At 62.4% G+C, this 22986-nt stretch carries 20 protein-coding genes and 1 tRNA gene; 13 read left to right on the top strand and 8 right to left on the bottom strand.

The window, feature by feature from the left end; all coding sequences use genetic code 11:
- Nucleotides 1-38: 38 nt before the first annotated feature.
- Nucleotides 39-1226 carry an ABC transporter substrate-binding protein gene (locus C8C94_RS08205; RefSeq protein ID WP_121420383.1) on the bottom strand — a complete coding sequence of 396 codons (1188 nt, stop codon included), beginning with the start codon at nt 1224-1226 and terminating at the stop codon, nt 39-41.
- Nucleotides 1227-1914: 688 nt separating this feature from the next.
- On the opposite strand from C8C94_RS08205, the gene C8C94_RS08200 reads away from it, so the two are divergent.
- The 4 genes from C8C94_RS08200 (at nt 1915) to C8C94_RS08185 (ending at nt 4667) form a co-directional block, all read left to right on the top strand.
- Nucleotides 1915-2940, top strand: a complete 1026-nt coding sequence (locus C8C94_RS08200) for an HPP family protein (RefSeq protein ID WP_121422770.1) — start codon at nt 1915-1917, stop codon at nt 2938-2940.
- Between the two features lie 226 nt (nt 2941-3166).
- Nucleotides 3167-3418, top strand: a complete 252-nt coding sequence (gene infA, locus C8C94_RS08195; RefSeq protein ID WP_010465645.1) for a translation initiation factor IF-1 — start codon at nt 3167-3169, stop codon at nt 3416-3418.
- 206 nt (nt 3419-3624) lie between these two features.
- A tRNA-Pro gene (locus C8C94_RS08190) sits at nt 3625-3701 on the top strand.
- A gap of 171 nt (nt 3702-3872) precedes the next feature.
- A complete protein-coding gene (locus tag C8C94_RS08185) occupies nt 3873-4667 on the top strand; it encodes a DUF1624 domain-containing protein (protein WP_121420382.1) in 795 nt (264 codons plus the stop codon).
- A 151-nt stretch (nt 4668-4818) separates the two neighbouring features.
- On the opposite strand, the gene C8C94_RS08180 is transcribed toward C8C94_RS08185, so the two are convergent.
- The 6 genes from C8C94_RS08180 to C8C94_RS08155 all read right to left on the bottom strand — a co-directional run bounded on the left by C8C94_RS08180 (nt 4819) and on the right by C8C94_RS08155 (nt 9526).
- The gene (locus tag C8C94_RS08180) at nt 4819-5604 is read right to left on the bottom strand and encodes a peptidylprolyl isomerase (protein ID WP_055394051.1); all 786 of its coding nucleotides are present in this window, start codon (nt 5602-5604) and stop codon (nt 4819-4821) included.
- A gap of 67 nt (nt 5605-5671) precedes the next feature.
- A complete protein-coding gene (locus C8C94_RS08175; protein ID WP_121420381.1) occupies nt 5672-5932 on the bottom strand; it encodes a BolA family transcriptional regulator in 261 nt (86 codons plus the stop codon).
- A gap of 13 nt (nt 5933-5945) precedes the next feature.
- Entirely contained in the window at nt 5946-6494 is a 549-nt protein-coding gene (locus tag C8C94_RS08170; RefSeq protein ID WP_055394047.1) for a septation protein A, read from the bottom strand.
- Nucleotides 6495-6519: 25 nt separating this feature from the next.
- On the bottom strand, nt 6520-6933 hold the full coding sequence (msrB, locus tag C8C94_RS08165) for a peptide-methionine (R)-S-oxide reductase MsrB (RefSeq protein WP_121420380.1): 414 nt from the start codon (nt 6931-6933) through the stop codon (nt 6520-6522).
- Nucleotides 6930-8414 (bottom strand): YdiU family protein, encoded by a 1485-nt coding sequence (locus C8C94_RS08160; RefSeq protein WP_121420379.1) that lies wholly within the window; start codon nt 8412-8414, stop codon nt 6930-6932. Before C8C94_RS08160 ends, msrB begins: the two co-directional genes overlap by 4 nt.
- 62 nt (nt 8415-8476) lie before the next feature.
- On the bottom strand, nt 8477-9526 hold the full coding sequence (locus C8C94_RS08155; protein WP_121420378.1) for an AraC family transcriptional regulator: 1050 nt from the start codon (nt 9524-9526) through the stop codon (nt 8477-8479).
- Between the two features lie 194 nt (nt 9527-9720).
- On the opposite strand from C8C94_RS08155, the gene C8C94_RS08150 reads away from it, so the two are divergent.
- Nucleotides 9721-11427 carry a carboxylesterase/lipase family protein gene (locus C8C94_RS08150; RefSeq protein ID WP_121420377.1) on the top strand — a complete coding sequence of 569 codons (1707 nt, stop codon included), beginning with the start codon at nt 9721-9723 and terminating at the stop codon, nt 11425-11427.
- 40 nt (nt 11428-11467) lie between these two features.
- Here the strand turns inward: C8C94_RS08150 and C8C94_RS08145 are convergent, their stop codons facing one another.
- A complete protein-coding gene (locus C8C94_RS08145; protein WP_121420376.1) occupies nt 11468-12154 on the bottom strand; it encodes a Crp/Fnr family transcriptional regulator in 687 nt (228 codons plus the stop codon).
- Nucleotides 12155-12370: 216 nt separating this feature from the next.
- Between C8C94_RS08145 and C8C94_RS08140 the strand changes: the two genes are divergently transcribed.
- The 8 genes from C8C94_RS08140 to C8C94_RS08105 all read left to right on the top strand — a co-directional run bounded on the left by C8C94_RS08140 (nt 12371) and on the right by C8C94_RS08105 (nt 22782).
- The gene (locus tag C8C94_RS08140) at nt 12371-14014 is read left to right on the top strand and encodes a 3-(methylthio)propionyl-CoA ligase (protein ID WP_121420375.1); all 1644 of its coding nucleotides are present in this window, start codon (nt 12371-12373) and stop codon (nt 14012-14014) included.
- 187 nt (nt 14015-14201) lie between these two features.
- Entirely contained in the window at nt 14202-15434 is a 1233-nt protein-coding gene (locus C8C94_RS08135; protein ID WP_055394034.1) for a branched-chain amino acid ABC transporter substrate-binding protein, read from the top strand.
- A 68-nt stretch (nt 15435-15502) separates the two neighbouring features.
- Complete coding sequence (locus C8C94_RS08130; RefSeq protein ID WP_055394032.1) at nt 15503-16456, top strand: branched-chain amino acid ABC transporter permease; 954 nt, start codon at nt 15503-15505, stop codon at nt 16454-16456.
- A gap of 4 nt (nt 16457-16460) precedes the next feature.
- Nucleotides 16461-17789 carry a branched-chain amino acid ABC transporter permease gene (locus tag C8C94_RS08125; protein WP_121420374.1) on the top strand — a complete coding sequence of 443 codons (1329 nt, stop codon included), beginning with the start codon at nt 16461-16463 and terminating at the stop codon, nt 17787-17789.
- 2 nt (nt 17790-17791) lie between these two features.
- Nucleotides 17792-18586 carry an ABC transporter ATP-binding protein gene (locus tag C8C94_RS08120; protein ID WP_055394028.1) on the top strand — a complete coding sequence of 265 codons (795 nt, stop codon included), beginning with the start codon at nt 17792-17794 and terminating at the stop codon, nt 18584-18586.
- A gap of 1 nt (nt 18587) precedes the next feature.
- Nucleotides 18588-19283: an ABC transporter ATP-binding protein gene (locus C8C94_RS08115; protein WP_121420373.1), complete on the top strand. Its 696-nt coding sequence runs from the start codon at nt 18588-18590 to the stop codon at nt 19281-19283.
- A 190-nt stretch (nt 19284-19473) separates the two neighbouring features.
- Nucleotides 19474-21573 carry a 3-hydroxyacyl-CoA dehydrogenase NAD-binding domain-containing protein gene (locus C8C94_RS08110; RefSeq protein WP_121420372.1) on the top strand — a complete coding sequence of 700 codons (2100 nt, stop codon included), beginning with the start codon at nt 19474-19476 and terminating at the stop codon, nt 21571-21573.
- 33 nt (nt 21574-21606) lie between these two features.
- Nucleotides 21607-22782 (top strand): acetyl-CoA C-acyltransferase, encoded by a 1176-nt coding sequence (locus C8C94_RS08105; protein ID WP_055394022.1) that lies wholly within the window; start codon nt 21607-21609, stop codon nt 22780-22782.
- Nucleotides 22783-22986 lie beyond the last annotated feature (204 nt).

Raw genomic sequence — 22986 nt, 5'->3', positions numbered from 1 at the left:
CCAGCACGCGCCGTGCCCCGGGCAGTGGGGTGAGCGCGTCAGCCCATGCGGCAGCCGGCACCGCTGTCGGCCAGGGCCTTGGCGGCAATGCCAATCACCTTGTTTTCCTTGTTCTCGACGCGGCGCAGGTAGATGTCCTGCACGGGGTTGTGTGCCTTGCTCATCGTCCACTTGCCGCGCGGGCTGTCGATGGTGGCGCTTTCCATCGCCTTGATGACGGCAGCCTTGGCGGACAGGTCGCCCTTGACGGCGTTGGCGCCCTGCACCAGCAGCAGGCCGGTGTCGTAGCCCTGTACCGCGTACACATCGGGCTGGCTGCGGAAGGCCTTGGCGTATTCCAGGCGGAATTGCTTGTTGCGCGGTGTGTCCAGCGAGTCGCTGTAGTGCATGGTCGTGATGATGCCGTCGGCAGCGGGGCCGGCAGCGTCCAGCACGCCTTCGGTGAGGAAGCCCGAGCCGTACAGCGGAATCTTGTCCTTGAGGCCTGCGGCCGCATAGTCCTTGATGAACTTGGCAGCACCGCCGCCCGCGAAGAAGCAGGCCACGGCGTCGGGCTTGAGGGCGGCGATTTCGGTCAGCAGCGCCTGGAATTCCACGTTGGGGAAAGGCAGGCCCAGTTCCTTCACGATGGTGCCGCCGGCTGCGGTATAGCTTTGCTTGAAGCCTTCGAAGGCTTCGTCCCCTGCCGCGTATTTCCAGGTGATCCACACAGCCTTCTTGTGGCCCTTTTCGACCATGGCTTTGCCCAGGGCCAGCGTTGGCTGGGAATTGCTGAACGAAGTACGGAAAACGTTGGGGGCACACAGTGCGCGCGTGGCGGCATGCACGCCGGCGTTGGGAATCAGGTTGAGAACCCCCGTATCGCGCGCCACCTTCTGAATGCCCATCTGCACACCTGAATGCACGGTGCCAATCAGCACATCCACCTTGTCGCGCTGCACCAGCTTGCTCGCGTTCTCGACACCCTTGCTGGGCTCGGACTCGTCGTCCACCTTGAACCATTCGATCTCGCGACCGCCGAGCTTGCCACCCTGCTGGTCTATGGCCAGGCGCACGCCGTTCTCGATGGCGACCCCCAGTTGTGCAAAGGTACCGGTGTAGGGCAGCATGAAGCCCACGCGCACCTTGCCGCTTTGCGCACGCACGATGGAGGGCAGCAACAGCCCTGTAGATGCGGCGCCCACGAGGGCGGCGCTATGGCTGATGACGAGGCGGCGGGTGGTCATTGGACTTGTCTCCTTTGTTTAGGCTTAAAGTAATTTACTGCAAGCATTCGGTGGTGAATACCTATGGGTTACCCGTACCGTTGGGCAAGGGGCTCCCGCATTGCGAGGTGCCCGAGGACTGCAGTCGGGCCCGGCGGCAGAGGCTCGCCGATGATGGGTTTACCAAGGGCTGCTTGACGGACATAGAACCAAGTTTATGAATTAAAGTGCAGTTTTGTGTTTTTTGTGCAGTATAGATCGTGTGATTTTTGCTGTGGGCAGCTATTTGAGCCTCCGGTATCAGTAGTTTCGAGCATAGGCACGGTTCTAAGAGCCGTGACGGGTCGTTTGGCCGCGAGTGCAGTGGCTCTCTGGGTGGGAGTGCTTCAATGCCCTGCAAAATGGAGGCATGGGTGACGCTGGAGACCGGTGTTGCCAGCTCTTGAAGGGGGTGCGCCCCGTCTCGCCGGAAGGCGGCAAACCGCATGTTTCCGATTGCTTCATGCCCCTTTCATCACCCCCATCTTCATCGTCCAGTTCCCAGTCCATGCGGGTGCGTCTAGCCCGGTGGTTGCGCCATTTCTGGCCCGCACCGTTAGGTATCGACGGACGCGAAAGGCTTCGCTTCATTGTGGGCGCCGTGATCGGTGTACTGGTGACGGGATTGCTCAGCCGCTGGTGGGCAGGGGGAAGCAGCGCAGGTCCCTGGATGGTGGCATCGCTGGGGGCGAGTGCGGTCCTGGTGTTTGGCATGCCGTCCAGTCCACTGGCCCAGCCCTGGCCGGTCCTGGGAGGAAGTACTTTGTCTGCGCTGGTGGGCGCCGTTTGCTCCGCGTTCATCCCGGACCCGGCACTTGCAGGGGCGGTTGCGGTGGGGTTGGCTATTGCGCTGATGGTGCCCCTGCGTTGCCTGCATCCACCGGGCGGAGCAATGGCGCTGTATGTCGTGTTGACCGCGGGGGACGGGTGGCATCTGGCCGCATTTCCCATCCTGTTCAATGTGATCGTTCTCTTGGTCTCGGCCGTGGTCTACAACGGCCTGACAGGGCGCCGGTACCCCCATCCTCAGCGGATGGCGGCCCGAACCGATATTGCTCAGGGCGCTTTTACCGCCTCGGATGTGGATGCAGCGTTGGCACACTACAACCAGGTGCTGGACGTGAGCCGTGCCGATCTGGAAGGGCTGTTGCACTTGGCGGGCCGTGCAGCCTTCCAGCGGACGCTGGGGGAGGTTCGCTGTTCGGACATCATGTCCAGGCCACCGTTTGCGGTGGAGGCGGGGGTTTCCCTTAAAGACGCCTGGGCGTTGATGCGTGCCCAGCAGATCAAGGCGCTGCCCGTGGTGGATGCCCAACGCCTGGTGGTAGGTATCGTGACGGTGGCGGACTTCATGCGGCTGGCCAACCTGGATATGCATGAAGGTTTGGGGCAGCGTTTGCGGACACTGGTCATGGGGCGTACGGGGCAGCCCCAAAATGTGGGCGAAATCATGTCGCACCCGGTCCAGGTGGCCCACGTGGGGCAGCACGCCATGGATCTCGTCCCTCTGTTTTCCCAGGGCGGGCACCACCATATTCCCATTGTGGAGAGCGAGGGCCGTCTGGTAGGGGTGATCACACAGACGGACCTTGTGCGGACGTTGGCAGCAGCTGTGCAAGGGCGCGACGAGGGAGGCTCTGCGGGTCCCACCTCGGTGCGCGGGCGTGCGCCGACCGAAGAGCAAGCTTCCCCATAGGCAAGACACGGTACATCGCGGTACAATTGACAGGCTTTGCACAGTGCTTATGCCTGTCCATTGAAGCCGTCTCCCCCGGCCCTCTGCCTGATCTGCGCCCCGGGTGCAGCGACTCCCACCGCCCGCAATGCACCGTGTGTCGAGCACCGACCACGCCGTAGCTGCCGTGGTGGATGCACAAGCGTCAGGTGCCGATCACAGAATATTTGTTTTGAAAAGATAGAACATGGCCAAAGAAGAACTCATTGAAATGCAAGGCTCCGTGACGGAAGTCCTTCCCGACTCGCGCTTTCGCGTGACGCTGGACAACGGTCACCAACTGATCGCCTACACGGGCGGCAAGATGCGCAAGCACCACATCCGCATTCTGGCGGGTGACAAGGTGTCGCTGGAAATGTCGCCCTACGATTTGTCCAAAGGACGCATCACGTTCCGCCATCTGGCCGGTCGCGGTCCCGGCCCTTCGGGCAATCGTTGATTTTCCGCCCAGGGAGGCACGGACTAACGCTTGCTTGGTCCGGCTCTTGGGGCAAACGGTTTCTTGTGTTCCTTCATCTGCGCACTGTTTCTCCCAGAGGCGGTGCTTTCCCGGTTCAGGTCTTCGCACCGTGCTTTTAAAAAAAATCACAAAAAGCACGCGTTGAACCAAAAACAGGGAAATTGCCGGGTTAGAATACGAGCTGTCGGAGCGTAGCGCAGCCTGGTAGCGCATCTGCTTTGGGAGCAGAGGGTCGCGAGTTCGAATCCCGCCGCTCCGACCAATGTTTGAAGGCCTTGCAGCACATGCTGCAAGGCCTTTTTTCTTGCCCGCATTCTTTTTGCTTGTTGGAATGTATGGTTCGACCCGCGTGGCAAGACGGAGTTGGATTTGCGTACCATCTGGCCCATAGGGCGGGCAAGTGTCCGCACCGACACCTTCCGCTGGTATTGCCATGAACCGTGCGCTTCCCTTGCCGCCTGCCCCGTTCTCCTCGCTCCAGCCGTCACCACGTTATGACAGCGTAGATGCATTGCGCGGCCTGGCAATGGTGTGGATGACGGTCTTCCACTTTTGCTTTGACCTGAGCCATCTGGGCTTCTGGCCGCAGAATTTCCGCGCCGACCCATTCTGGACCTCGCAGCGGACGGTGATCGTGAGCTTGTTCCTGTTCTGCGCCGGGCTGGGGCAGGCCATTGCGCTGCACCAGGGACAGGGGTGGGCTCGGTTTGGTCGGCGGTGGTTGCAGATCGCTGGCTGCGCGCTGCTGGTGTCTGCGGGGTCGTTCGTGATGTTTCCCCACAGCTTCATTCATTTTGGCGTGCTGCACGGTATGGCTGTAATGCTGCTCATTGCCCGGTGTACCGCAGGGTGGGGGAGGTGGCTGTGGCTTGCCGGGTTGGTGGCTGTGGCGTTGCCATCGGTAGCGCACCAGCTTTTGGCGGGTGCCTGGGCCGACGCTGCGCCCTGGTTCAATGGGCGCGCGCTCAACTGGCTGGGTCTGGTGTCGCGCAAGCCTTTTACCGAAGACTACGTACCCGTGCTGCCGTGGTTGGGGGTGTTGTGGTGGGGGCTGGCTGCCGGCCAATGGGCAATGGCTGCGGGTCGGGGCCACTGGCTGGGGTGGCGGGTTCCCCAAGGCTTGCAGCCGCTGGCACTGCTGGGGCGGTGGAGCCTGAGCTATTACATGGTGCACCAGCCGGTCATGATTGGGCTGCTGATGGCAGTAGCCTGGATAACGAAGGGTTAGTGGGCCGGGGACCGCTCTGGGGTCTGCACCCATAGGCCCCGCTGCCGCTCCGGTCACCGTGGGGCGGTTTTCCACCCGCCCATAAAAAAACGCGGCCTGGGCCGCGTTTTTTGAGTGCATTGCCAAAGCAGATGCGCAGTTGCCTTTCCAGTTACTCGACCTTCGCCTTGGCGCGCAGGTCTTCCTGGAACTTGGCCAGCTTTTGCTGTTGCAGTTGCTGGGCCACCTGGGGCTTCACTTCTTCCAGCTTGGGCAGTTCTGCCTGGCGCACGTCGTCCAGGCGGATAACGTGCCAGCCGAACTGGCTCTTCACGGGAGCGTCGGTCATCTTGCCCTTTTGGAGCTTGACCAGGGCTTCCGTGAATTCGCTCACGTAGCTCGAAGGATTGGCCCAATCCAGGTCGCCACCCTTGGCGCCAGAACCTGGGTCCTTGGACTGCTTCTTGGCGATGTCTTCAAACTTGGCGCCCTTCTTGATGGAGGCGATGATGGCCTTGGCATCCGCTTCCTTTTCCACCAGGATGTGGCTGGCCTTGTATTCCTTGCCGCTGTTGGCTGCCACGAACTTGTCGTACTCGGCCTGGATCTCGGCGTCGGTCACGGGGTTCTTTTTCTGGTAGTCGGCGAACAGTTCGCGGATCAGGATGGTCTGGCGGGCCAGATCCATTTGTGCCTTGTAGTCTGCCGAGCCTTCCAGGCCGCGCTTTTGCGCTTCCTGCATGAAGATTTCGCGGGTGATGACTTCTTCCTTGATCTGGCCTTCGATGTCAGGCGTTACAGGACGGCCCGAGCGTTCCACCTGCTGCTTGAGGGCTTCAACGCGCTCTTTTGGCACGGCCTTGCCATTGACGATGGCGACATTCTGGGCGGAAACGGGCAGGGCCAACGTGCCCAGCACGGCAGCGGCCACGAGGCCGGACAGGAGCTGTTTCTTCATGCGGAATCCAAAAAATGAGAGGTTGTTTGCCAGCTGAGTTCCGGCAACAGAGGATATGGGGGCCGGTTCAGAGAACTTCAATGGCGACGGCGTGAACGCCTTGGTCAATAAATTCTTGCAGCGCATCATACACAAGGCGATGCTGTGCGACGCGGGGCTTGCCTGTAAACGAAGGTGACGAAATGCGCACCCGAAAATGGGTGCCAAAGCCGGTGCCGTTGGCGCCCGCGTGCCCTGCATGGGCGGCACTTTCATCAAGCACTTCCAGGGCGGTGGGTGTAAGACGGTCCGCCAGGGTCTGGTGCATTTGCTGAGCGAGGGTGGTCATGGCAGGTTGTCCTTCAGGCAGCAGGCTCGTCGCCTTCGTCGCCCTTGATGTGGGGCGCCACATAGATGCCCTGGCCCACCAGGAAGACCAGCGGGAAGGCGTAGCCCCAGAGCTTGAAATCCACCCAGGCCTCGGTGCTGAAGTTGACGACGACATACGCGTTGATGGCCGACATGAAGGCGCAGTACACGATCCAGGCGACGTTCAGCCGGTGCCACACGCTCTCCGGCAGCGTCAGCTGGCTGCCCAGCAGCATCTTGAGGAAGTTCTTCTTCATGGCCCACACCGCCACCGCGAGGGCGATGGACATGGCGCCGTAGAGCACCGTGGGCTTCCACTTGATGAAGCGGTCGTCCTGCAGCACCAGCGTGAGCGTGCCGAACAGCAGGATCAGCACCAGGGTGACCTTGTGCATGGTCTGCAGGCGCCGGTCGATGGCGTAGATCAGCGCCATTTGAGCGACCGTGGCACCCATCAGCACTGCAGTGCCCACATAGATGCCATAGAACTTGTAGGCCCCGAAGAACAGCAGGATGGGGAAGAAGTCGATCAGAATTTTCATGGGGTCAGGGGGCGGGTCTCGGGGCTCAGTCCTTGCCGGATTCGAAATCCAGCGAGGCCGAGTTCATGCAGTAGCGCAGGCCGGTGGGGGTGGGGCCATCTTCAAAGACATGGCCCAGGTGGGCCCCGCATTGTGCACACACGGTCTCCGTGCGGACCATGCCATGGCTGCGGTCCACGATCTCGGTAATGGCGCCGGGGATGGCTTGCGAGAAGCTGGGCCAGCCGCAGCCGGCGTCGAACTTGGTGACGGAATCGAACAGTTTCGCATCGCAGCAGATGCAGTGGTAGCTGCCATCGGCCCAATGGGCTTCGTATTTTCCGGTGAATGGCCGCTCGGTGGCGGCGTGGCGCGTCACCTGCAACGCGACGGGCTCGGCGCCCTTGCCCTTGAGGATGGCTTGCCATTCGGCATCGGATTTCTGAACGGGGTAGGTCATGATGAACAGCTGATCTCGATGGAAGAGGCCCAGTCGGGCGGGAAGGCTGCGTAGGCGTCGTGCCCGGGGTGCTCGTCAAAGGGGTGCTCCAGCAGCCGCTGCAGGGTTTGGAGTTCGCTGAAGTCGCCAAGTTTCGCGGCACGGATGGCCTGCTCGCCCAGGTGGTTGCGCAAAACAAACTTGGGATTGGTTTTTAGCATCAAATTGGCCGCCAGCGCTTGATTATTAAGCGCCAATAGCTCTGAATATGATAGCAACCAGCCGTCAAAGGTGGTTCGGTCGGCGAACAGGTCGCGCACCGGCTCAAAATCGTTCTGCTGCACCGCGTGCGACAGGCGGCGCCAGAAGATGGTGTAGTCCACGGCGTTCTGGGCCAGCAGCACCAAGATGCCGTCGATCAGTTCTGCATCTTTCTCGCGTGCCTGGGCCAGCCCCAGTTTGCTGCGCATGCGGGCCATGAACGCTACCGGGAAGACGGTTTTGTAGGACTCCAGGGCACCTTTTGCCAGCTCCGGGTCGCCGATCAGCGGCAACAAAGCCTGCGCCAGGCAGAACAGGTTCCAGTACGCCACATTGGGCTGGCGGTTGTAGGCATAGCGGCCCTGGTTGTCGCTGTGGTTGCACACATGGCCGGGCACAAAGGCGTCCAGAAACTGGAAAGGACCGTAGTCAATGGTCAGCCCCAGGATGCTCATGTTGTCGGTGTTCATCACCCCATGGCAAAAGCCCACTCCCTGCCACTGTGCCATCAGGTGTGCGGTGCGTTCGCTCACGGCCTGTAGCAGGGCGGCATACGCGTTGCCGCCGAAGTCGCGGGTGTCCCGGCATTCGGGGTAGTAGCGGTCGATAACGTAGTCGGCCAAGGTCTTGAGCTGTGCTTGCAGGTCGTTGGCCGCGAAGTGCTCGAAATGGCCAAAACGCACAAAGCTGGGGGCCACCCGCGTCACTACGGAGGCCGTCTCAACCTCTTCGCGGCGCACGGGTGCGGGCGAACCGGTGATGCACAGTGCGCGCGATGTCGGAATGCCCAGGCCATGCATGGCCTCGCTGCACAGGAATTCGCGGATGCTGGAGCGCAGCACAGCGCGCCCGTCGCCCATGCGGGAGTAGGGGGTGCGGCCAGCGCCCTTGAGCTGGATTTCGAGGCCCGCCGCAGTTTCTCCCAGCAAGATGGCCCGGCCATCACCCAGTTGGCCGGCCCACACGCCGAACTGGTGGCCGCTGTAGACGCTGGCCAGGGGCCGAGAGCCTGCAAGCAGCGTATTGCCGGTGAAGGCTTGCAGGGCTTCGTCCCGCTGCAGCCAGTCAGCGTTCAGGCCGATCAGCTGTGCAACGGCAGTGCTGCTGCCCACCCAGTGGGGGGCGGGCAGCGGAGTGGGGCGCAGTTCGGTGAAAAAGTCTGGTCCCAGGGCGGTAAATCCGTGCTTCCAGGCCAGGCCGATATCGGCGGTGGGGGTCGCGCTTTCGGCAGGCAGGTTCATGGGTGGATTGTCTCGCACCCCGGATGCCCCGGCGCTTGCAGGGCCTTGGACCACGGCCCGGCCTATGCGGCCTGGGTAGAGTCTTGGCCTTCGGCCTCGGGGTACAGCACCTGCGCGCGGTACTGGCCCGGCGGGAGGCCAAACCAGCGCTTGCAGGCCCGAAACAGGTTGCTCTGGTCGGCAAAGCCCAGCAGGTCGGCCACCTCGGCCAGGCTTCGGCGCTCGTCGCAGAGGTACTGGCGTGCCAGTTCACAGCGGGTGTCGTCCAGCAACTGCTGGTAGCTCACGGATTCGGCCTGCAGGCGCCGCTGCAGCGTGCGGTCCGTCAGGTGCAGGCGCGCGGCCACGTCTTCGCGGCGGGGCTCGCCCCGGTGCAGGATGCGGGCTACCTCGGTACGCACGCGTGTGCTGGTGAGAGACTGGCCCAGGTGGTCCAGTTCGGTCTCTACCAGCCGCTCGTGCAGGGCCCACAGGCTGGGGTTGTGCGTGGGGATGTCGGCCCGCAGATCGGCCTCGGCCAGCAGGAACCGGTTGGCTGCCTGCCCGAAGCGGGGCAGCATGCCAAACGCCACGTGGTAGGGCGCCTCACCGGTGGCGGCGGGTTGTGGCGTGGTCAGCTCCACAGCCAGAGGGCGAAGCTCCCGGCGTGTGAGCCAGCAGCACAGCGTGAACAGTGTGAGCAGGGCGTATTCGACACGCTGGCGCGGAATGGGGCGGGTGGCGCCGATGTGCGCGATGGAGATCCAGTAGCCGCGTGCATCGTGATCCAGCGCGAAGGTGGTGCAGTCCGAGATCACCGCCATATGGCGCGTGAGGTGCTGAAAACCCACCAGCAGGTTGGGGCCGGACGCCAGCGCGTAGCCCACCACATCCACATTGCCGTAGCGCGCCGTGAGCTGCGGGCACAGCCCCAGCGCCACCTTGCCCGAACGTGCCACCGCCAGCTCCCACAGGCGGCTGATCTTGTCCACGTCCACACGGGTTTGTGGCAGTTGCAGCGCCGCCAGATTGATGCCCGCTTCGGCGCATAACTCGGCAGCAGGCAAGCCTTCGGCGGCCATCATGTCGGTGATGCCGCGCACCCAGGCGGCAGAGCTTGTGCGGGGAGTCATGGGGTGGCGAATAGAAGAAATGGCGGATCAGGGTTTACGCGCGGTGGTGGCCTGAAGTCAGTGTTTTGGCAAGGTTGCGATAGTAGCCAAACGCCACCTGGTTCCCACAATCGCCTCCGAGGTTGTGCCCTGCCCGTAGTGTGACTGCAGACAGAGGTCCGACCCATTCCTGAAAACCCCCAAGGAGACAAGACATGGTCGATTCGCGCTGGCGTTTGCAATGGTTGGGAGCGGTGTTTTCGGCCGCAGCAATGGTGGGCTGCGGCGGTGGTTCCGGCTCTGCGCCCGAGGTGCGCGAGACGGTGTACGGCACCTTGCGCGGCGTGGACGACAGTGCGGTGACTGGCACCTACGCATGGAAAGGTGTTCCGTTTGCCAAGCCACCCGTGGGCGAGCTGCGCTGGCAACCGCCCGCAGCCCCGGCCGCCTGGTCCGGAGAGCGTGACGCCACACGTTTTGGCAGTGCCTGCCTGCAAATGGGCCGCATCTACGGCCCCGGTGCCAACAACCGGTTTGACAACACGATTGGCGAGACCCTGGGCACGCCGGTAGGCAGCGAGGACTGCCTGACCCTCAATATCTGGCGCCCAGCCACCTCGCAAGACAAGCTGCCTGTGCTGCTGTTCCTCCATGGCGGCAGTGCCATCTCGGGCTATACGGCAGATCCCGTCTACGACGGCGCTGCGCTGGCACGGTCTGCCAACGCCGTGGTGGTCACGGCCAACTACCGGCTCGACGTTCTGGGCTACTTCCAGATGCCGCTACTGCACACCGGCACGCAGCCCTACACCGGCAACTACGCGCTGCTCGACAACGTGCAGGCACTTCGCTTCATCCAGAACAATATTGCCAGCTTTGGCGGCAATGCTGGCAATGTCACGCTGATGGGGCAGTCCGCGGGCGCCATCAACGCGCTGGCGCTGCTGGTCGCGCCCCAGGCCGCGGGGTTGTTCCACAAGCTCGTACCGGTCAGCGGCGGAATTTCGCTGGCGACGAACCTGCCGCCCGGTTCGATTCCCACGCTCAACCCGGCCTCCCGGTACACCGCGCAGGCGGGCATGCTGCTGGCGCATCTGGCGCTGGCTGATGGCCTGGCGCCTGCGCTTGCCGATGCACAGGCGCTCGTTGCGGGATGGCCCCCTGCGCAGGTAGCCAGCTACCTGCGTGGCAAGGACGCGCGGGTAGTGCTGCAGACGGCGCTCAAGAACGGTCTCACGGGCTCGGGCCCCATCCCTGATGGCGTGGTGGTGCCCGCAGACCCGATCGCAGAAATGGGCGCTGGCCGCTATCACAAGGTGCCCGTGCTGTCTGGCTACACGGGCGAGGAGGGCAAGCTGTTTGCGCCTTTCCTGGCACTGCTGGGCGGCAAGCCGGGCATGAAGATCTCCGACGCCGAGCGCTTTGTGATGATGCAGAACTTCAACCCCGATGCTCCTACCACGCTCACGGCTGGCGACATCCTGGATGCCTCTTACCTGCCGGTCACGGCGCCCGGCACGGGCTACAACGCGCGCACCCGCCTGCTGGGCAGTGTGTTCATCGATCCGAGCCGCGACAACCTGCTCAATACCCTGCGCAGTCAGCAATCCACGGTATGGAGCTACCAGTTCAACTGGGCCCAGCAGCCCGCGCCCTGGAACGATGTGTACGGCGCGGCGCATGCGTTTGACCTGCCGTTCCTGTTCGGCAACTTTGGACCTTCGGTCTTTGCCAAGGCCACCAACAGCACGGCCAATCAGCCCGGCCGACTGGCGCTGTCGCGCGCGATGATGGACACCATGCGTGCATTTGTGCACACGGGCAACCCGAACAACGCAACGGTCAACCAAAACTGGACGCCGTGGCCCAGTCGGCTCGTGTTCGACGCCGACCAGAAGGCCGTGCGCCTGAGCGTGCAGTGAGAGGGATGAGGGTGAACGTGCCTGTGCACTTTGCAATGCGTCAGCGGGCCGCGGTGGCGGCGAGGTACGCGTTCAGCGCCTCGTCGTCCACGATAGCCACACGGCCGAAGTCCAGCGACACGATGCCCCGGCCTTCCAGCACACGCAGTACCTTGTTCACCGTCTGGCGTGACAGGCCCACCAGTTGGCCGAGCTCTTCCTGCGTGAGGTTCAGCCGACGTGTGCTGCGCCAGAACAGGCGGCTCAGGTACAGCGCCACGCGGTGTTCGGGGGATTGCGTGCGCCCTGCCTCGATGATCGTCATGGCCTGGCCCAGCCGCATGTTCAGGTGCTGCACCAGAAACTGGTTGAAGCCCAGGCTGGTCTCGCGCAGCGTGACAAACAGTGGCAGAGGCAGGCACAGCAGCGTGGTGGGCCGCAACGCCACCACGTGGTACCGGCGGGGCTCGGGTTTCATGGCTGAGCCTTCGCCAAACCACTCGCCATCGGGTACTCCGATGAACGCAGAGGCGCGGCCCTGGCTGGCGGGGCTTTGCAGCATCACCAAGCCTGACAACACTGCGTGCCAGCCTTGCACCGCGCTGCCGGCCGGCATCATCACTGTGCCCTTGTCGGCGTGCTGCACGGACACCTCGTCGCGCAGCCTCTCCTGCAGGGCCACGGGGACACCTGCAAACCAGGGCTGGGCTTCGATGAATCGCTGTGCGGACGGCGCGGAGCTGAGCATGGGCGTGATTGTCGTTGTTCGGGGGCCGTACGTTCAGGGTATTCCCTTGCCCTTTGTCAACGGGACGACAGGTGTTGGCAGGCACGCTGGACACGCGCACACTGAACCCCTGTTGGGGGTGTCGGTCTGGCGGGGCCGCTTGCCTGGGCGACACCGCCATGAGAACCCCCGCGCTACGATGATCGTTCCCTTCACTACAACATCCAAGGAGCACACATGCTGGGCCTGATGCAGAGCCAACCGTTGCTGATTTCGTCGCTGATCGAGTTCGCCGAGCGCCACCATGGCGACGCCGAAATCGTGTCCCGCCGGGTCGAGGGCGACATCCATCGCTACACCTACCGCGACCTGGCTGTCCGCGCACGCCGCCTGGCCAATGCGCTGGATGAAATGAAGCTGCAGTTCAGCGACCGCGTAGCCACGCTGGCCTGGAACGGCTACCGCCACATGGAGATGTACTTCGGTGTGAGCGGCTCGGGCCGTGTGCTGCACACCGTGAACCCGCGCCTGCACCCCGACCAGATTGCGTGGATCATGAACCATGCCGAAGACCAGGTGCTGTGTTTTGACGTGACCTTTCTGCCCCTCGTGCAGGCCGTGCATGCCAGGTGCCCCACGGTGAAGAAGTGGGTGGCGCTGTGTGATGCCGACAAGCTGCCTGCGGATTCAGGCATCCCTGGCCTCACCAGTTACGAAGCCTGGATCGGTGCGCAGTCGCCCGACTACGCCTGGCCCGAGTTTGACGAGAACTCCGCGTCGAGCATGTGCTACACGAGCGGCACCACAGGTAACCCCAAGGCCGCGCTGTACAGCCATCGTTCGACCACGCTGCATGCCTATGCGGCAGCGCTGCCTGATGTGATGTGCCTTTCCGCACGCGACTCCGTGCTGCCGGTGGTGCCCATGTTCCACGTCAATGCCTGGGGCATTCCTTACTCGGCGGCACTCACGGGTTGCAAGCTGGTGTTCCCTGGTCCCGCCATGGATGGCAAGTCGATTTACGAACTGATCGAAGGCGAGAAGGTCACCTACGCAGCTGGCGTGCCCACCGTATGGCAGATGATGCTGGGCCACATGAAGCCTGCGGGTCTGAAGTTCTCCACGCTGCGCCGCACTGTCATCGGTGGCTCAGCCTGCCCGCCCGCCATGATCCATGCCTTCAAGGAAGACTACGGCGTGGAGGTGCTGCACGCCTGGGGCATGACCGAGATGAGCCCGCTGGGCACGCTGTGCACCTTGAAGAACAAGCACCTGGCCATGTCCAAGGATGACCAGATGAAGATCCTGCAAAAGCAGGGCCGCGCGATCTACGGTGTGGACATGAAGATCGTGGGGGGCGACGGCAGCGAGTTGCCTTGGGATGGCAAGACCTACGGGGATTTGCTGGTCAAGGGGCCGTGGATCGTCGGCAGCTATTTCAAGGGCGAGGGCGGCAATCCACTCGTCAAAGACGCGCAGGGCCGGGGCTGGTTCCCCACGGGCGATGTGGCCACCATCGACGCTGACGGCTTCATGCAGATCACCGACCGCAGCAAGGATGTGATCAAGTCCGGTGGCGAGTGGATCAGTTCCATCGACATCGAGAACATTGCGATGGCCCACCCCGCAATTGCCATGGCGGCCTGTGTGGGTATGCCCCACCCCAAGTGGGACGAGCGCCCCATCGTGGCCGTGGTCAAGCGGCCGGGCACCGAGGTGACGCGCGAAGAGCTGCTGGCCTTCTACGAAGGCAAGACTGCCAAGTGGCAGATCCCCGATGACGTGGTGTTCGTCGATGCCATTCCATTGGGCGCCACCGGCAAGATGCTCAAGACCAAGCTGCGTGAGCAGCTCAAGGATTACAAGCTTCCAGGCCTGTGATCAGGGTGGGGCAGTGCACATGCGCGCATCGCTTGCGAACGCCATTTTTTGCATTGCCCCAGGCTGGTGCGCGCTCGGGGGAGTGCTGCGCCAGTCACGTGTGCGACGCTGGTAGGGGCAATCCCTGAGCATCGCTTTGTTGCAACGCGGTACGCTGCGTTGTGTCGATTTACAAGGAGACAAAAGCATGAAGTTCGCTATTAAGGCTGTAGCAGCCTCGGTAATCTTGGCAAGCGCTGGCGGGGCCTTCGCTCAAAAGGGCGAGACGGTGAAAATCGCCTGGCTCGACCCCCTGTCTGGCCTGATGGCGGCAGTGGGAACGAACCAGCTCAAGAGCTTCCAGTTCATCGCAGAAGAGTTCAACAAGAAGAACCCTGCAGGCGTCAAATTCGAAATCATCGGCATCGACAACAAACTCAGTCCCCAGGAAACCACCAGCGCCCTGCGCTCGGCCATGGACCAGGGTGCGCGCTACGTGGTGCAGGGCAACGGCTCCGGCCCCGCACTGGCGATCATGGATGCGCTGGAAAAGCACAACGCGCGCAACCCTGGCAAGGAAGTCCTGTTCCTGAACTACGCTGCCGTGGACCCCGACCTCACCAACAGCAAGTGCAGCTACTGGCACTTCCGCTTGGACGCTGACACCTCCATGAAGATGGAAGCCCTGACCACGTACATGAAGGACATGCCCGAGGTCAAGAAGGTCTACCTGATCAACCAGAACTACTCGCACGGCCACCAGGTCTCCAAGTTCGCCAAGGAAATGATGCAGCGCAAGCGCCCTGACGTGCAGTTCGTCGGCGACGATCTGCACCCGCTGGCTCAGGTGCGTGATTTCTCTCCCTACATTGCCAAGATCAAGCAGTCGGGCGCCGACAGCGTGATCACCGGCAACTGGGGTTCTGATCTGGCGCTGCTGATCAAGGCCGCCAACGACGCGGGCCTGAACAACGTCAACTTCTACACCTACTACGGCTCGGTCACTGGCAGCCCCACCGCTATGGGATCGGCCGCAGCAGGGCGCGTCTACATGGTGGCCTATGCCCACATGAACCTGCCCGGGCCGCTGAACCAGATCGTGGTGGACTACAAGAAGAAGTTCAACGACGACATGTACACAGGCGCGGTTTACCACGCGTTCACGATGCTGTCCGAAGGTTTTACCAAGGCCAAGTCGACCGATCCGGTCAAGGTGGCTGCTGCGTTCGAGGGCATGAAGTTCAAGAGCTTCAATGGCGAAGTCGAGATGCGCAAGACCGATCACCAACTGCAGCAGGGCCTGTTCATCTCCAAGTGGGAGAAGGCTGGCGGCAAGTTCCCGATCGACTCTGAAAACACGGGTTACACCTTTGTGCCTGTGAAGTACTACGAGCCCTATGTGGCGAGCACGCCCACGTCGTGCCAGATGAAGCGCCCGTAAGCCTTGCGCAATCGCTTCGAGGCCCGACCACTCGGGCCTTTTTTTTACCCCTGCAGTGAAAAATTCCAATGAATCCTGAGTTTTTCGTGATCTCTTTGCTGAACGGCGTGAGCTACGGGCTCCTGCTGTTCATGCTGAGTTCCGGCCTCACGCTGATCTTCAGCATGATGGGCGTGCTCAACTTTGCACACACCAGCTTCTACATGCTGGGTGCCTACTTCGCGTTCACCATCTCCGGGGTGGTGGGCTTCTGGCCAGCGCTGGTGCTGGCACCCCTCGTCGTGTTTGCGCTGGGGGCCGCGTTCGAGCGCTATTGCCTGCGCCGGGTGCACAAGTTCGGCCACGTGCCCGAACTGCTGGTCACGTTCGGCCTGTCCTACCTCATTCTGGAAGTGGTGCAACTGGTCTGGGGCCGTTCCACCGTGCCTTATGGCCTGCCCGAGCAATTGCAGGGTCCGCTGTTTTCGCTCTATGGCACGCAATTTCCCAAGTCGCGCTCGTTTGTGATGCTCGTGGCCCTGCTGATGCTGGTGTCGGTGTGGCTGCTGCTCACACGCACGCGCATCGGTCTCGTCATCCAGGCCGCCCTCAAGTACCCTGAGATGGTCGAGGCGCTGGGCCACAACGTGCCGCGCGTCTTCATGCTGGTGTTTGGCGGTGGTGCCGCGCTGGCCGGCCTGGCGGGGGTGATCGGTGGCAACACCTATGTCACCGAGCCTGCGATGGCGGCCTCAGTGGGTTCCATCATCTTTGTCGTGGTGGTGGTGGGTGGCATGGGCTCGCTGGCAGGGGCCTTCCTGGCATCGCTGCTCATCGGTCTGGTGCAGACCTTTGCCGTGGCGCTGGACTACTCTCTGATCCATGTCTTCAAGGCCGTGGGCGTGGCGGTGACGGACCAAACCTTCGGCTACCCCTTGCTCAAGCTCACGATTTCCCAGGTTGCGCCCATCTTGCCTTACCTGTTCCTCGTGCTGATCCTGATCTTCCGCCCCAAGGGCTTGCTGGGCACGCGGGAGGACTGATGCCATGAATTCCACTACAACCACTACTGTCGCTTCCAGCGCCACGTCGCACTACCGGTTCAAGCCCTGGAACGTCGGGCGCCTCATCATCTGGACGTTGTTCGCGGTCATGCTCATCGTGGCGCCCATGCTGTTTCGCAGCAGCCTGGCGCTGACCATGCTCTCGCAGATCGGCTACCTGATCATCATCTGCCTGTCCTACAACATCCTGCTGGGGCAGGGCGGCATGCTGAGCTTTGGCCATGCGGTCTACACGGGCCTGGGTTCGTTCATCGCCATTCATGCAATGAACATGGCGACCAAGGGCTCTGTGCACATTCCGCTGGTTTTCATCCCACTGGTGGGCGGACTGGCAGGGGCATTTTTTGCCATCCTGCTCGGTTTTGTCACTACCAAGAAGTCGGGCACCACCTTCGCCATGATCACGCTGGGTATTGGCGAACTGGTGGCTTCCATGGCGCTGATGTTCCCCGAGTTCTTCGGCGGAGAAGGCGGCATCACCACGGACCGGGTGTATGGCAAAGCCTTCTTTGGCATCAGTTTCGGGCCTGCGATTCAGGTGTACTACCTGATTGCAGCGTACTGCTTTGTCTGCACTGCCGCCATGTTTGCATTCACCGGCACGCCGCTGGGCCGCATCCTGAACGCTGTGCGCGACAACCCCGAGCGCGTCGAGTTCATCGGCTACAACACGCAGCGTGTGCGCTACTTCGCGTTCATCATCGCGGGCTTTTTTGCTGGCATCGGAGGTGGGCTGGCCACCATCAACTTCGAGATCATCACGGGAGCTGACAGCCTGAGCGTGATTCGCTCCGGCGGCTATCTGCTGTTTACCTTCCTCGGCGGGGCAACGTTCTTCTTCGGCCCCATCATCGGCGCGGTGCTGTTGGTGCTGGCGTCGGTGTTGCTGTCCGAACTGTCCAAGGCATGGTTGTTGTACCTGGGCCTGGTGTTCCTGTTCATGGTGATGTATGCGCCCGGAGGGATTGCCAGCCTGATCATGATGAACCTGCGGCTGGCCAAGTACGGCAAGCTGCGCCAGCTCTGGAGTTCTTACCTGGCGCTGGGCGGCACGGCGCTGGTGGGGGTGATGGGCGCAGCCTGCATGATCGAGATGACCTACCACCTGCAGCTCAACGCGGCCCTGGGGCCAGAACTGACGTTCCTGGGGGCCACGCTCAATGCCGCGGGCTTTACGAGCTGGTTTGGCGCCATTTTCGTGATGGTCACGGGCTTTGGACTTTTTGAACTCTGCCGCCGCCAGTTCCTGCGGCAGTGGAGCACGATCCAGGAAGAGATCGAACATGAAATCAAGCGTGGGGAGGCGCTGTAAACATGGCAGCTGACAACCCAACCAACACCACCTATGCCCTGGAACTGCGCGACCTGCGCAAGAGCTTTGGCAAGACGGAAATTATCCGTGGCGTGAACCTGTCCGTGGCCTCGGGCGAACGCGTGGCCATCATCGGCCCCAATGGCGCGGGCAAGTCCACGCTGTTCAACCTCATCAGTGGGCGTTTTGCGCCCACAAGCGGGGATGTGATTCTCAACGGCCAGCGCATCAACGGGCTGGCACCGTATGAGATCAACCGCAAGGGGCTGTCGCGCAGCTTCCAGATCACGAACATCTTTCCCAAGCTCTCGGTGTTCGAGAATCTGCGCTGCGGTGTGCTCTGGAGCATGGGCTACAAGTACACGTTCCTGCGTTTCCTGTCGAACCTGCACGATGCCAATGAGCGCGCCAAGCAGCTCATGGAAATGATCAAGCTCGACAAGAAGCGCGACACGCTGGCGATGAACCTCACCTATGCCGAGCAGCGCGCCCTGGAGATCGGCATCACCATCGCGGGTGGTGCCAACGTGATCCTGCTCGACGAGCCCACGGCCGGCATGAGCAAGACCGAGACCACGCGCTTCATCCACCTCATCAAGGAAGTGACCGAAGGCCGCACGCTGCTGACGGTGGAGCATGACATGGGCGTGGTCTTTGGCCTGGCGGACAAGATTGCTGTGGTGGTCTATGGCGAGGTCATTGCCTATGACACGCCCGACAAGGTGCGCGCCAACCAGCGCGTGCAGGAGGCCTATCTGGGCTCTGTCGTTGCGGACGAGCAAGGGGCGGGACATTGACATGCTGAAAATCGAAAATCTCCACGCCTATTACGGCAAGAGCCATGTGCTGCATGGCGTGACCTTCGACGTACAACCCGGTGAAATCGTGGCCCTGCTGGGGCGCAACGGCTCGGGCCGCTCCACCACCGCCAAGGCCATCATGGGCCTGGTGGACTGGGAGGGCACGCTGAACTGGAAGGGGCAGGACCTCAACGGCAAGAAGGCTTACGAGATCGCCCACCTGGGGGTGGGCTACGTGCCCGAAAGCCGCGATGTGTTCCCCAACCTCACCGTGCACCAGAACTTGCTGCTGGGCCAGAAGGGCAAAGGCAAGGGTAGCCGCTGGTCGTTTGACGACATGTACGAGATGTTCCCGCGCCTCAAGGAGCGCCAGCACACCGAGGCGGGCGTGATGTCGGGCGGCGAGCAGCAGATGCTTACGCTGTGCCGCACGCTTATGGGCGACCCCGACCTGATCATCATCGACGAGCCCACCGAAGGCTTGGCCCCCAAGATTGTCGAGCTGGTGGGGCAGTACCTGCAGACCATCAAGGCGCGGGGTATCTCGGTGCTGCTGATCGAGCAGAAGCTGACCATCGCCATGAAGATCTCAGACCGTGCACTGGTGATGGGCCACGGCTCCATCGTGTTCCAGGGCACGCCGGACAGCCTGCGGGCCGACAACTACATCCGCAAGGAATGGCTTGAAGTCTGACGATTTCTGAAGAACCATGGCTAAAAGAGGCGCCCGATAGCTGAAGGCGCCTCTTTTTTTGCTTTGCCAAATGTTGCACTGCAAACCCCCTTGTCCCGCCCGGGACAAATTGACACGCCAAATGGGTTTGAAGTCTCTACAATAAAAACGCACGATCGTTCTTTTTCACTTTCCAAGGAACAACAGCACCATGACCGCTGAATACAAAGTCCACGGCTCCGTTGCCGTGATCACCATGGCCAACCCTCCCGTCAACGGACTCGGTCTGGCGACCCGCCAGGGCATCGTGGACGGCCTTGGCCGTGCCAATGCCGATGCAGCGGTCACGTCCATCGTGATCACCGGTGCCGGTGGTGCGTTCTCTGGCGGCGCCGACATCAAGGAGTTCGGCACCGACAAGTCACTGCAAGAACCCAACCTGCTGTCGGTGATTGCCGCCATTGAAAACTCGGCCAAGCCCGTCGTGGCTGCCATGCACAGCGTCGCCATGGGCGGCGGGCTGGAGCTGGCCCTGGGTTGCCACTACCGCATTGCGGCGCCTGGCTGCTCGATTGCACTGCCAGAAGTCAAGCTGGGCCTGATCCCCGGCGCGGGCGGCACGCAGCGCCTGCCACGCGTGATCGGTGTTGAAGCCGCGCTCAACCTCATCGTGAGCGGCGAGCCCGTCAAGAGTGAAATGATTGGTGCCGTGCCCGGCCAGAAGCTGTTTGACAAGATGGCAGCGTCGGTCGAGTCGCTGGCGGCAGAAGCCCTGGCATTCGCGCAGAGCGTGGCCGATGCCCGCCCGCTGCCCCTGGTGCGCAACTTCCCCTGCAAGCACCCCGAAGGCGACGCGTACTTCCAGTTCGCGCGCAACATGGTCAAGGGCATGGCCAAGAACTTCCCCGCACCCGCCAAGTGCGTGGACGCTGTTGAAGCCGCCACCAAGAAGAAGTTCGCAGAAGGCATGCTGGTCGAGCGCGAGATCTTCATCAACCTGATGTGGACGCCGGAGTCGCGCGCACTGCGCCACCTGTTCATGGCCGAGCGTGCGGCGAGCAAGATCCCTGATGTCGCATCCGACACCCCCAAGCGCGACATCAAGCTGGTGGGCGTGATTGGCGCGGGCACCATGGGCGGCGGCATTTCCATGAACTTCCTGAACGCAGGCATCCCCGTCAAGATCCTGGAAATGAAGCAGGAAGCCCTGGACCGTGGCGTGGCCACGATCAAGAAGAACTACGAAGCCCAGGTCAAGAAGGGCAAGCTCAAGCAGGACAAGTACGAGCAGCGCATGGCCCTGCTGAGCACCACGCTGAGCTACGACGATCTCAAGGACTGCGACCTCATCATCGAAGCCGTGTTCGAAGAGATGGGCGTCAAGGAAGCCGTGTTCAAGCAACTCGACGCCGTGGCCAAGCCCGGCGCCATCCTGGCCTCCAACACCTCCACGCTTAACGTGGACAAGATCGCAGCGTTTACCAAGCGTCCGCAGGACGTGGTGGGCATGCACTTCTTCAGCCCTGCCAACGTGATGAAGCTGCTGGAAGTGGTGCGTGGCAAGGAGACCGCCAAGGACGTGCTGGCCACGGTGATGGCCATCGGCAAGAAGATCAAGAAGACTTCAGTGGTCTCGGGCGTGTGCGATGGTTTCATCGGCAACCGCATGATCGAGCAGTACAGCCGCCAGGCTGGCTTCCTGCTGGACGAAGGCTGCACGCCCCAGCAAGTGGACAAGGCCATTGAAAAGTTTGGCTTTGCCATGGGCCCGTTCCGCATGGGCGACCTGGCGGGCAACGACATTGGCTGGGCCATCCGCAAGCGCCGCTCCGTCGAACGTGCCGACATGAAGTACAGCCGCACGGCCGACAAGCTGTGTGAACTGGGCCGCTTCGGCCAGAAGACCGGCGCAGGCTGGTACGACTACCAGGCCGGCAAGCGTGACGCGATCCCGAGCGACCTGGTCAACAAGATGATCGAAGACCATCGCAAGGAACTGGGCATCACGCCGCGCAAGATTTCGGATGAAGAAATCGTGCAGCGCCTGGTGTTCGCACTGGTCAACGAAGGCGCGCACATCCTGGAAGACGGCATTGCCAGCAAGTCCGGCGACATCGACATGGTGTACCTGACCGGCTACGGCTTCCCCATCCACCGTGGCGGCCCCATGCACTACGCCAGCGAAGTGGGTCTGTTCAACGTGGTGCAGGCCATGGACCGTTTCGCCAAGAACCCGCTGGATGACGCAGCGTTCTGGAAGCCCGCTCCGCTGCTGGCCAAGCTGGCCGCTGAAGGCAAGTCCTTCCAGTAAGCGCGCAACTTCTTACCGAACAAAGGATTCCACATGACCTCCGCAGTGATTGTTTCCACCGCCCGCACCCCGCTCGCCAAGAGCTGGAAGGGTTCCTTCAACATGACGCACGGCGCTACCCTGGGCGGCCACGCTGTTCAGCACGCCGTGTTGCGCGCAGGCATTGATGGCGCTGACGTGGACGACGTCATCATGGGCTGCGCCACGCCCGAAGGTGCCACCGGCAGCAACATCGCCCGCCAGATCGCGCTCAAGGCGGGCCTGCCCATTACGGCGTCGGGTGTCACCGTCAACCGCTTTTGCTCGTCGGGCCTGCAGACCATTGCCATGGCCGCCCAGCGCATCATCGCTGGCGAAGCCGATGTGTTCGTGGCCGGTGGTGTCGAAAGCATCTCCTGCGTGCAGCAGGAGATGAACCTGCACATGATCCAGGACCTGGCCTTGGCCAAGCAAAAGCCCGAGATCTACTGGAGCATGCTGCAGACCGCCGAGCAAGTGGCCAAGCGCTACAACATCGGCCGCGAAGCCATGGACGAATACGGTGCCGCCAGCCAGCAGAAGGCTTGCGCAGCGCAGGCCGCTGGCTTGTTCGACGCAGAAATCGCCCCCATCACCGTGACCGCCGGTGTGGCCGACAAAACGCTGGGCCTGATCACCAAGCAGGTCACCGTGAGCAAGGATGAAGGCACACGCGAAGGCACGACGGTAGAAGCCATCAGCGGCCTGCGCTCGGCGCTGCCTGGCGGTTTGATCTCTGCCGGCAACGCCAGCCAGTTCTCCGACGGCGCCGGCGCCTGCGTGGTGACCAGCGAAGAGTACGCCAGCAAGAAGGGCCTCAAGCCCCTGGGCCGCTTCCTCGGCTTTGCGGTGGCAGGCTGCGAGCCCGACGAAATGGGCATCGGCCCCGTGTTTGCCGTGCCCAAGGTGCTGAAAAAGCTGGGCCTCACCGTGCAGGACATCGACCTGTGGGAGCTGAACGAAGCCTTTGCCGTGCAGGTGCTGTACTGCCGCGACAAGCTGGGCATTCCGGCCGACCGCCTGAACGTGAACGGCGGCGCGATTGCCGTGGGCCACCCCTACGGTGTGTCGGGCCAGCGCCTCACGGGCCACGCGCTTATCGAAGGCAAGCGCCGTGGTGCGAAGAAGGTGTGCGTGACGATGTGCATTGGTGGCGGCATGGGCGCTGCGGGCATTTTCGAAGTGCTGTAAAACTTGGCTTGGGGGCTGCGCAACAGGCGACACGTTCACGGGTTCGCTGTGCGCTTGCCCCTTTGTGGGTGGCGCAAGCAGCGGTGGTGAGGCCCATGGGCGGACCACATGCGTTGGCTTTCCGCCCAGCAAATTTCAGATGGATGCCTGAACTGCCGGTAGAAGGGGATGAGAGGAAGACACCAGGGCCGAGGGGGTGAAGAG

Source organism: Acidovorax sp. 94, from assembly GCF_003634645.1.
Taxonomy (GTDB): Bacteria; Pseudomonadota; Gammaproteobacteria; order Burkholderiales; family Burkholderiaceae_C; genus Acidovorax; species Acidovorax facilis.
The sequence above is the reverse complement of the archived record's forward strand: the minus strand, read 5'-3'. Positions and strand labels throughout refer to the sequence as shown.

What these genes read in the sequence shown, in the direction of transcription:
- C8C94_RS08205 (WP_121420383.1), bottom strand. Translation starts at nt 1,226, where the DNA reads ATGACCACCCGCCGCCTCGTCATCAGCCATAGCGCCGCCCTCGTGGGC.
- C8C94_RS08200 (WP_121422770.1), top strand. Translation starts at nt 1,915, where the DNA reads ATGGTGGCATCGCTGGGGGCGAGTGCGGTCCTGGTGTTTGGCATGCCG.
- infA (WP_010465645.1), top strand. Translation starts at nt 3,167, where the DNA reads ATGGCCAAAGAAGAACTCATTGAAATGCAAGGCTCCGTGACGGAAGTC.
- C8C94_RS08185 (WP_121420382.1), top strand. Translation starts at nt 3,873, where the DNA reads ATGAACCGTGCGCTTCCCTTGCCGCCTGCCCCGTTCTCCTCGCTCCAG.
- C8C94_RS08180 (WP_055394051.1), bottom strand. Translation starts at nt 5,604, where the DNA reads ATGAAGAAACAGCTCCTGTCCGGCCTCGTGGCCGCTGCCGTGCTGGGC.
- C8C94_RS08175 (WP_121420381.1), bottom strand. Translation starts at nt 5,932, where the DNA reads ATGACCACCCTCGCTCAGCAAATGCACCAGACCCTGGCGGACCGTCTT.
- C8C94_RS08170 (WP_055394047.1), bottom strand. Translation starts at nt 6,494, where the DNA reads ATGAAAATTCTGATCGACTTCTTCCCCATCCTGCTGTTCTTCGGGGCC.
- msrB (WP_121420380.1), bottom strand. Translation starts at nt 6,933, where the DNA reads ATGACCTACCCCGTTCAGAAATCCGATGCCGAATGGCAAGCCATCCTC.
- C8C94_RS08160 (WP_121420379.1), bottom strand. Translation starts at nt 8,414, where the DNA reads ATGAACCTGCCTGCCGAAAGCGCGACCCCCACCGCCGATATCGGCCTG.
- C8C94_RS08155 (WP_121420378.1), bottom strand. Translation starts at nt 9,526, where the DNA reads ATGACTCCCCGCACAAGCTCTGCCGCCTGGGTGCGCGGCATCACCGAC.
- C8C94_RS08150 (WP_121420377.1), top strand. Translation starts at nt 9,721, where the DNA reads ATGGTCGATTCGCGCTGGCGTTTGCAATGGTTGGGAGCGGTGTTTTCG.
- C8C94_RS08145 (WP_121420376.1), bottom strand. Translation starts at nt 12,154, where the DNA reads ATGCTCAGCTCCGCGCCGTCCGCACAGCGATTCATCGAAGCCCAGCCC.
- C8C94_RS08140 (WP_121420375.1), top strand. Translation starts at nt 12,371, where the DNA reads ATGCTGGGCCTGATGCAGAGCCAACCGTTGCTGATTTCGTCGCTGATC.
- C8C94_RS08135 (WP_055394034.1), top strand. Translation starts at nt 14,202, where the DNA reads ATGAAGTTCGCTATTAAGGCTGTAGCAGCCTCGGTAATCTTGGCAAGC.
- C8C94_RS08130 (WP_055394032.1), top strand. Translation starts at nt 15,503, where the DNA reads ATGAATCCTGAGTTTTTCGTGATCTCTTTGCTGAACGGCGTGAGCTAC.
- C8C94_RS08125 (WP_121420374.1), top strand. Translation starts at nt 16,461, where the DNA reads ATGAATTCCACTACAACCACTACTGTCGCTTCCAGCGCCACGTCGCAC.
- C8C94_RS08120 (WP_055394028.1), top strand. Translation starts at nt 17,792, where the DNA reads ATGGCAGCTGACAACCCAACCAACACCACCTATGCCCTGGAACTGCGC.
- C8C94_RS08115 (WP_121420373.1), top strand. Translation starts at nt 18,588, where the DNA reads ATGCTGAAAATCGAAAATCTCCACGCCTATTACGGCAAGAGCCATGTG.
- C8C94_RS08110 (WP_121420372.1), top strand. Translation starts at nt 19,474, where the DNA reads ATGACCGCTGAATACAAAGTCCACGGCTCCGTTGCCGTGATCACCATG.
- C8C94_RS08105 (WP_055394022.1), top strand. Translation starts at nt 21,607, where the DNA reads ATGACCTCCGCAGTGATTGTTTCCACCGCCCGCACCCCGCTCGCCAAG.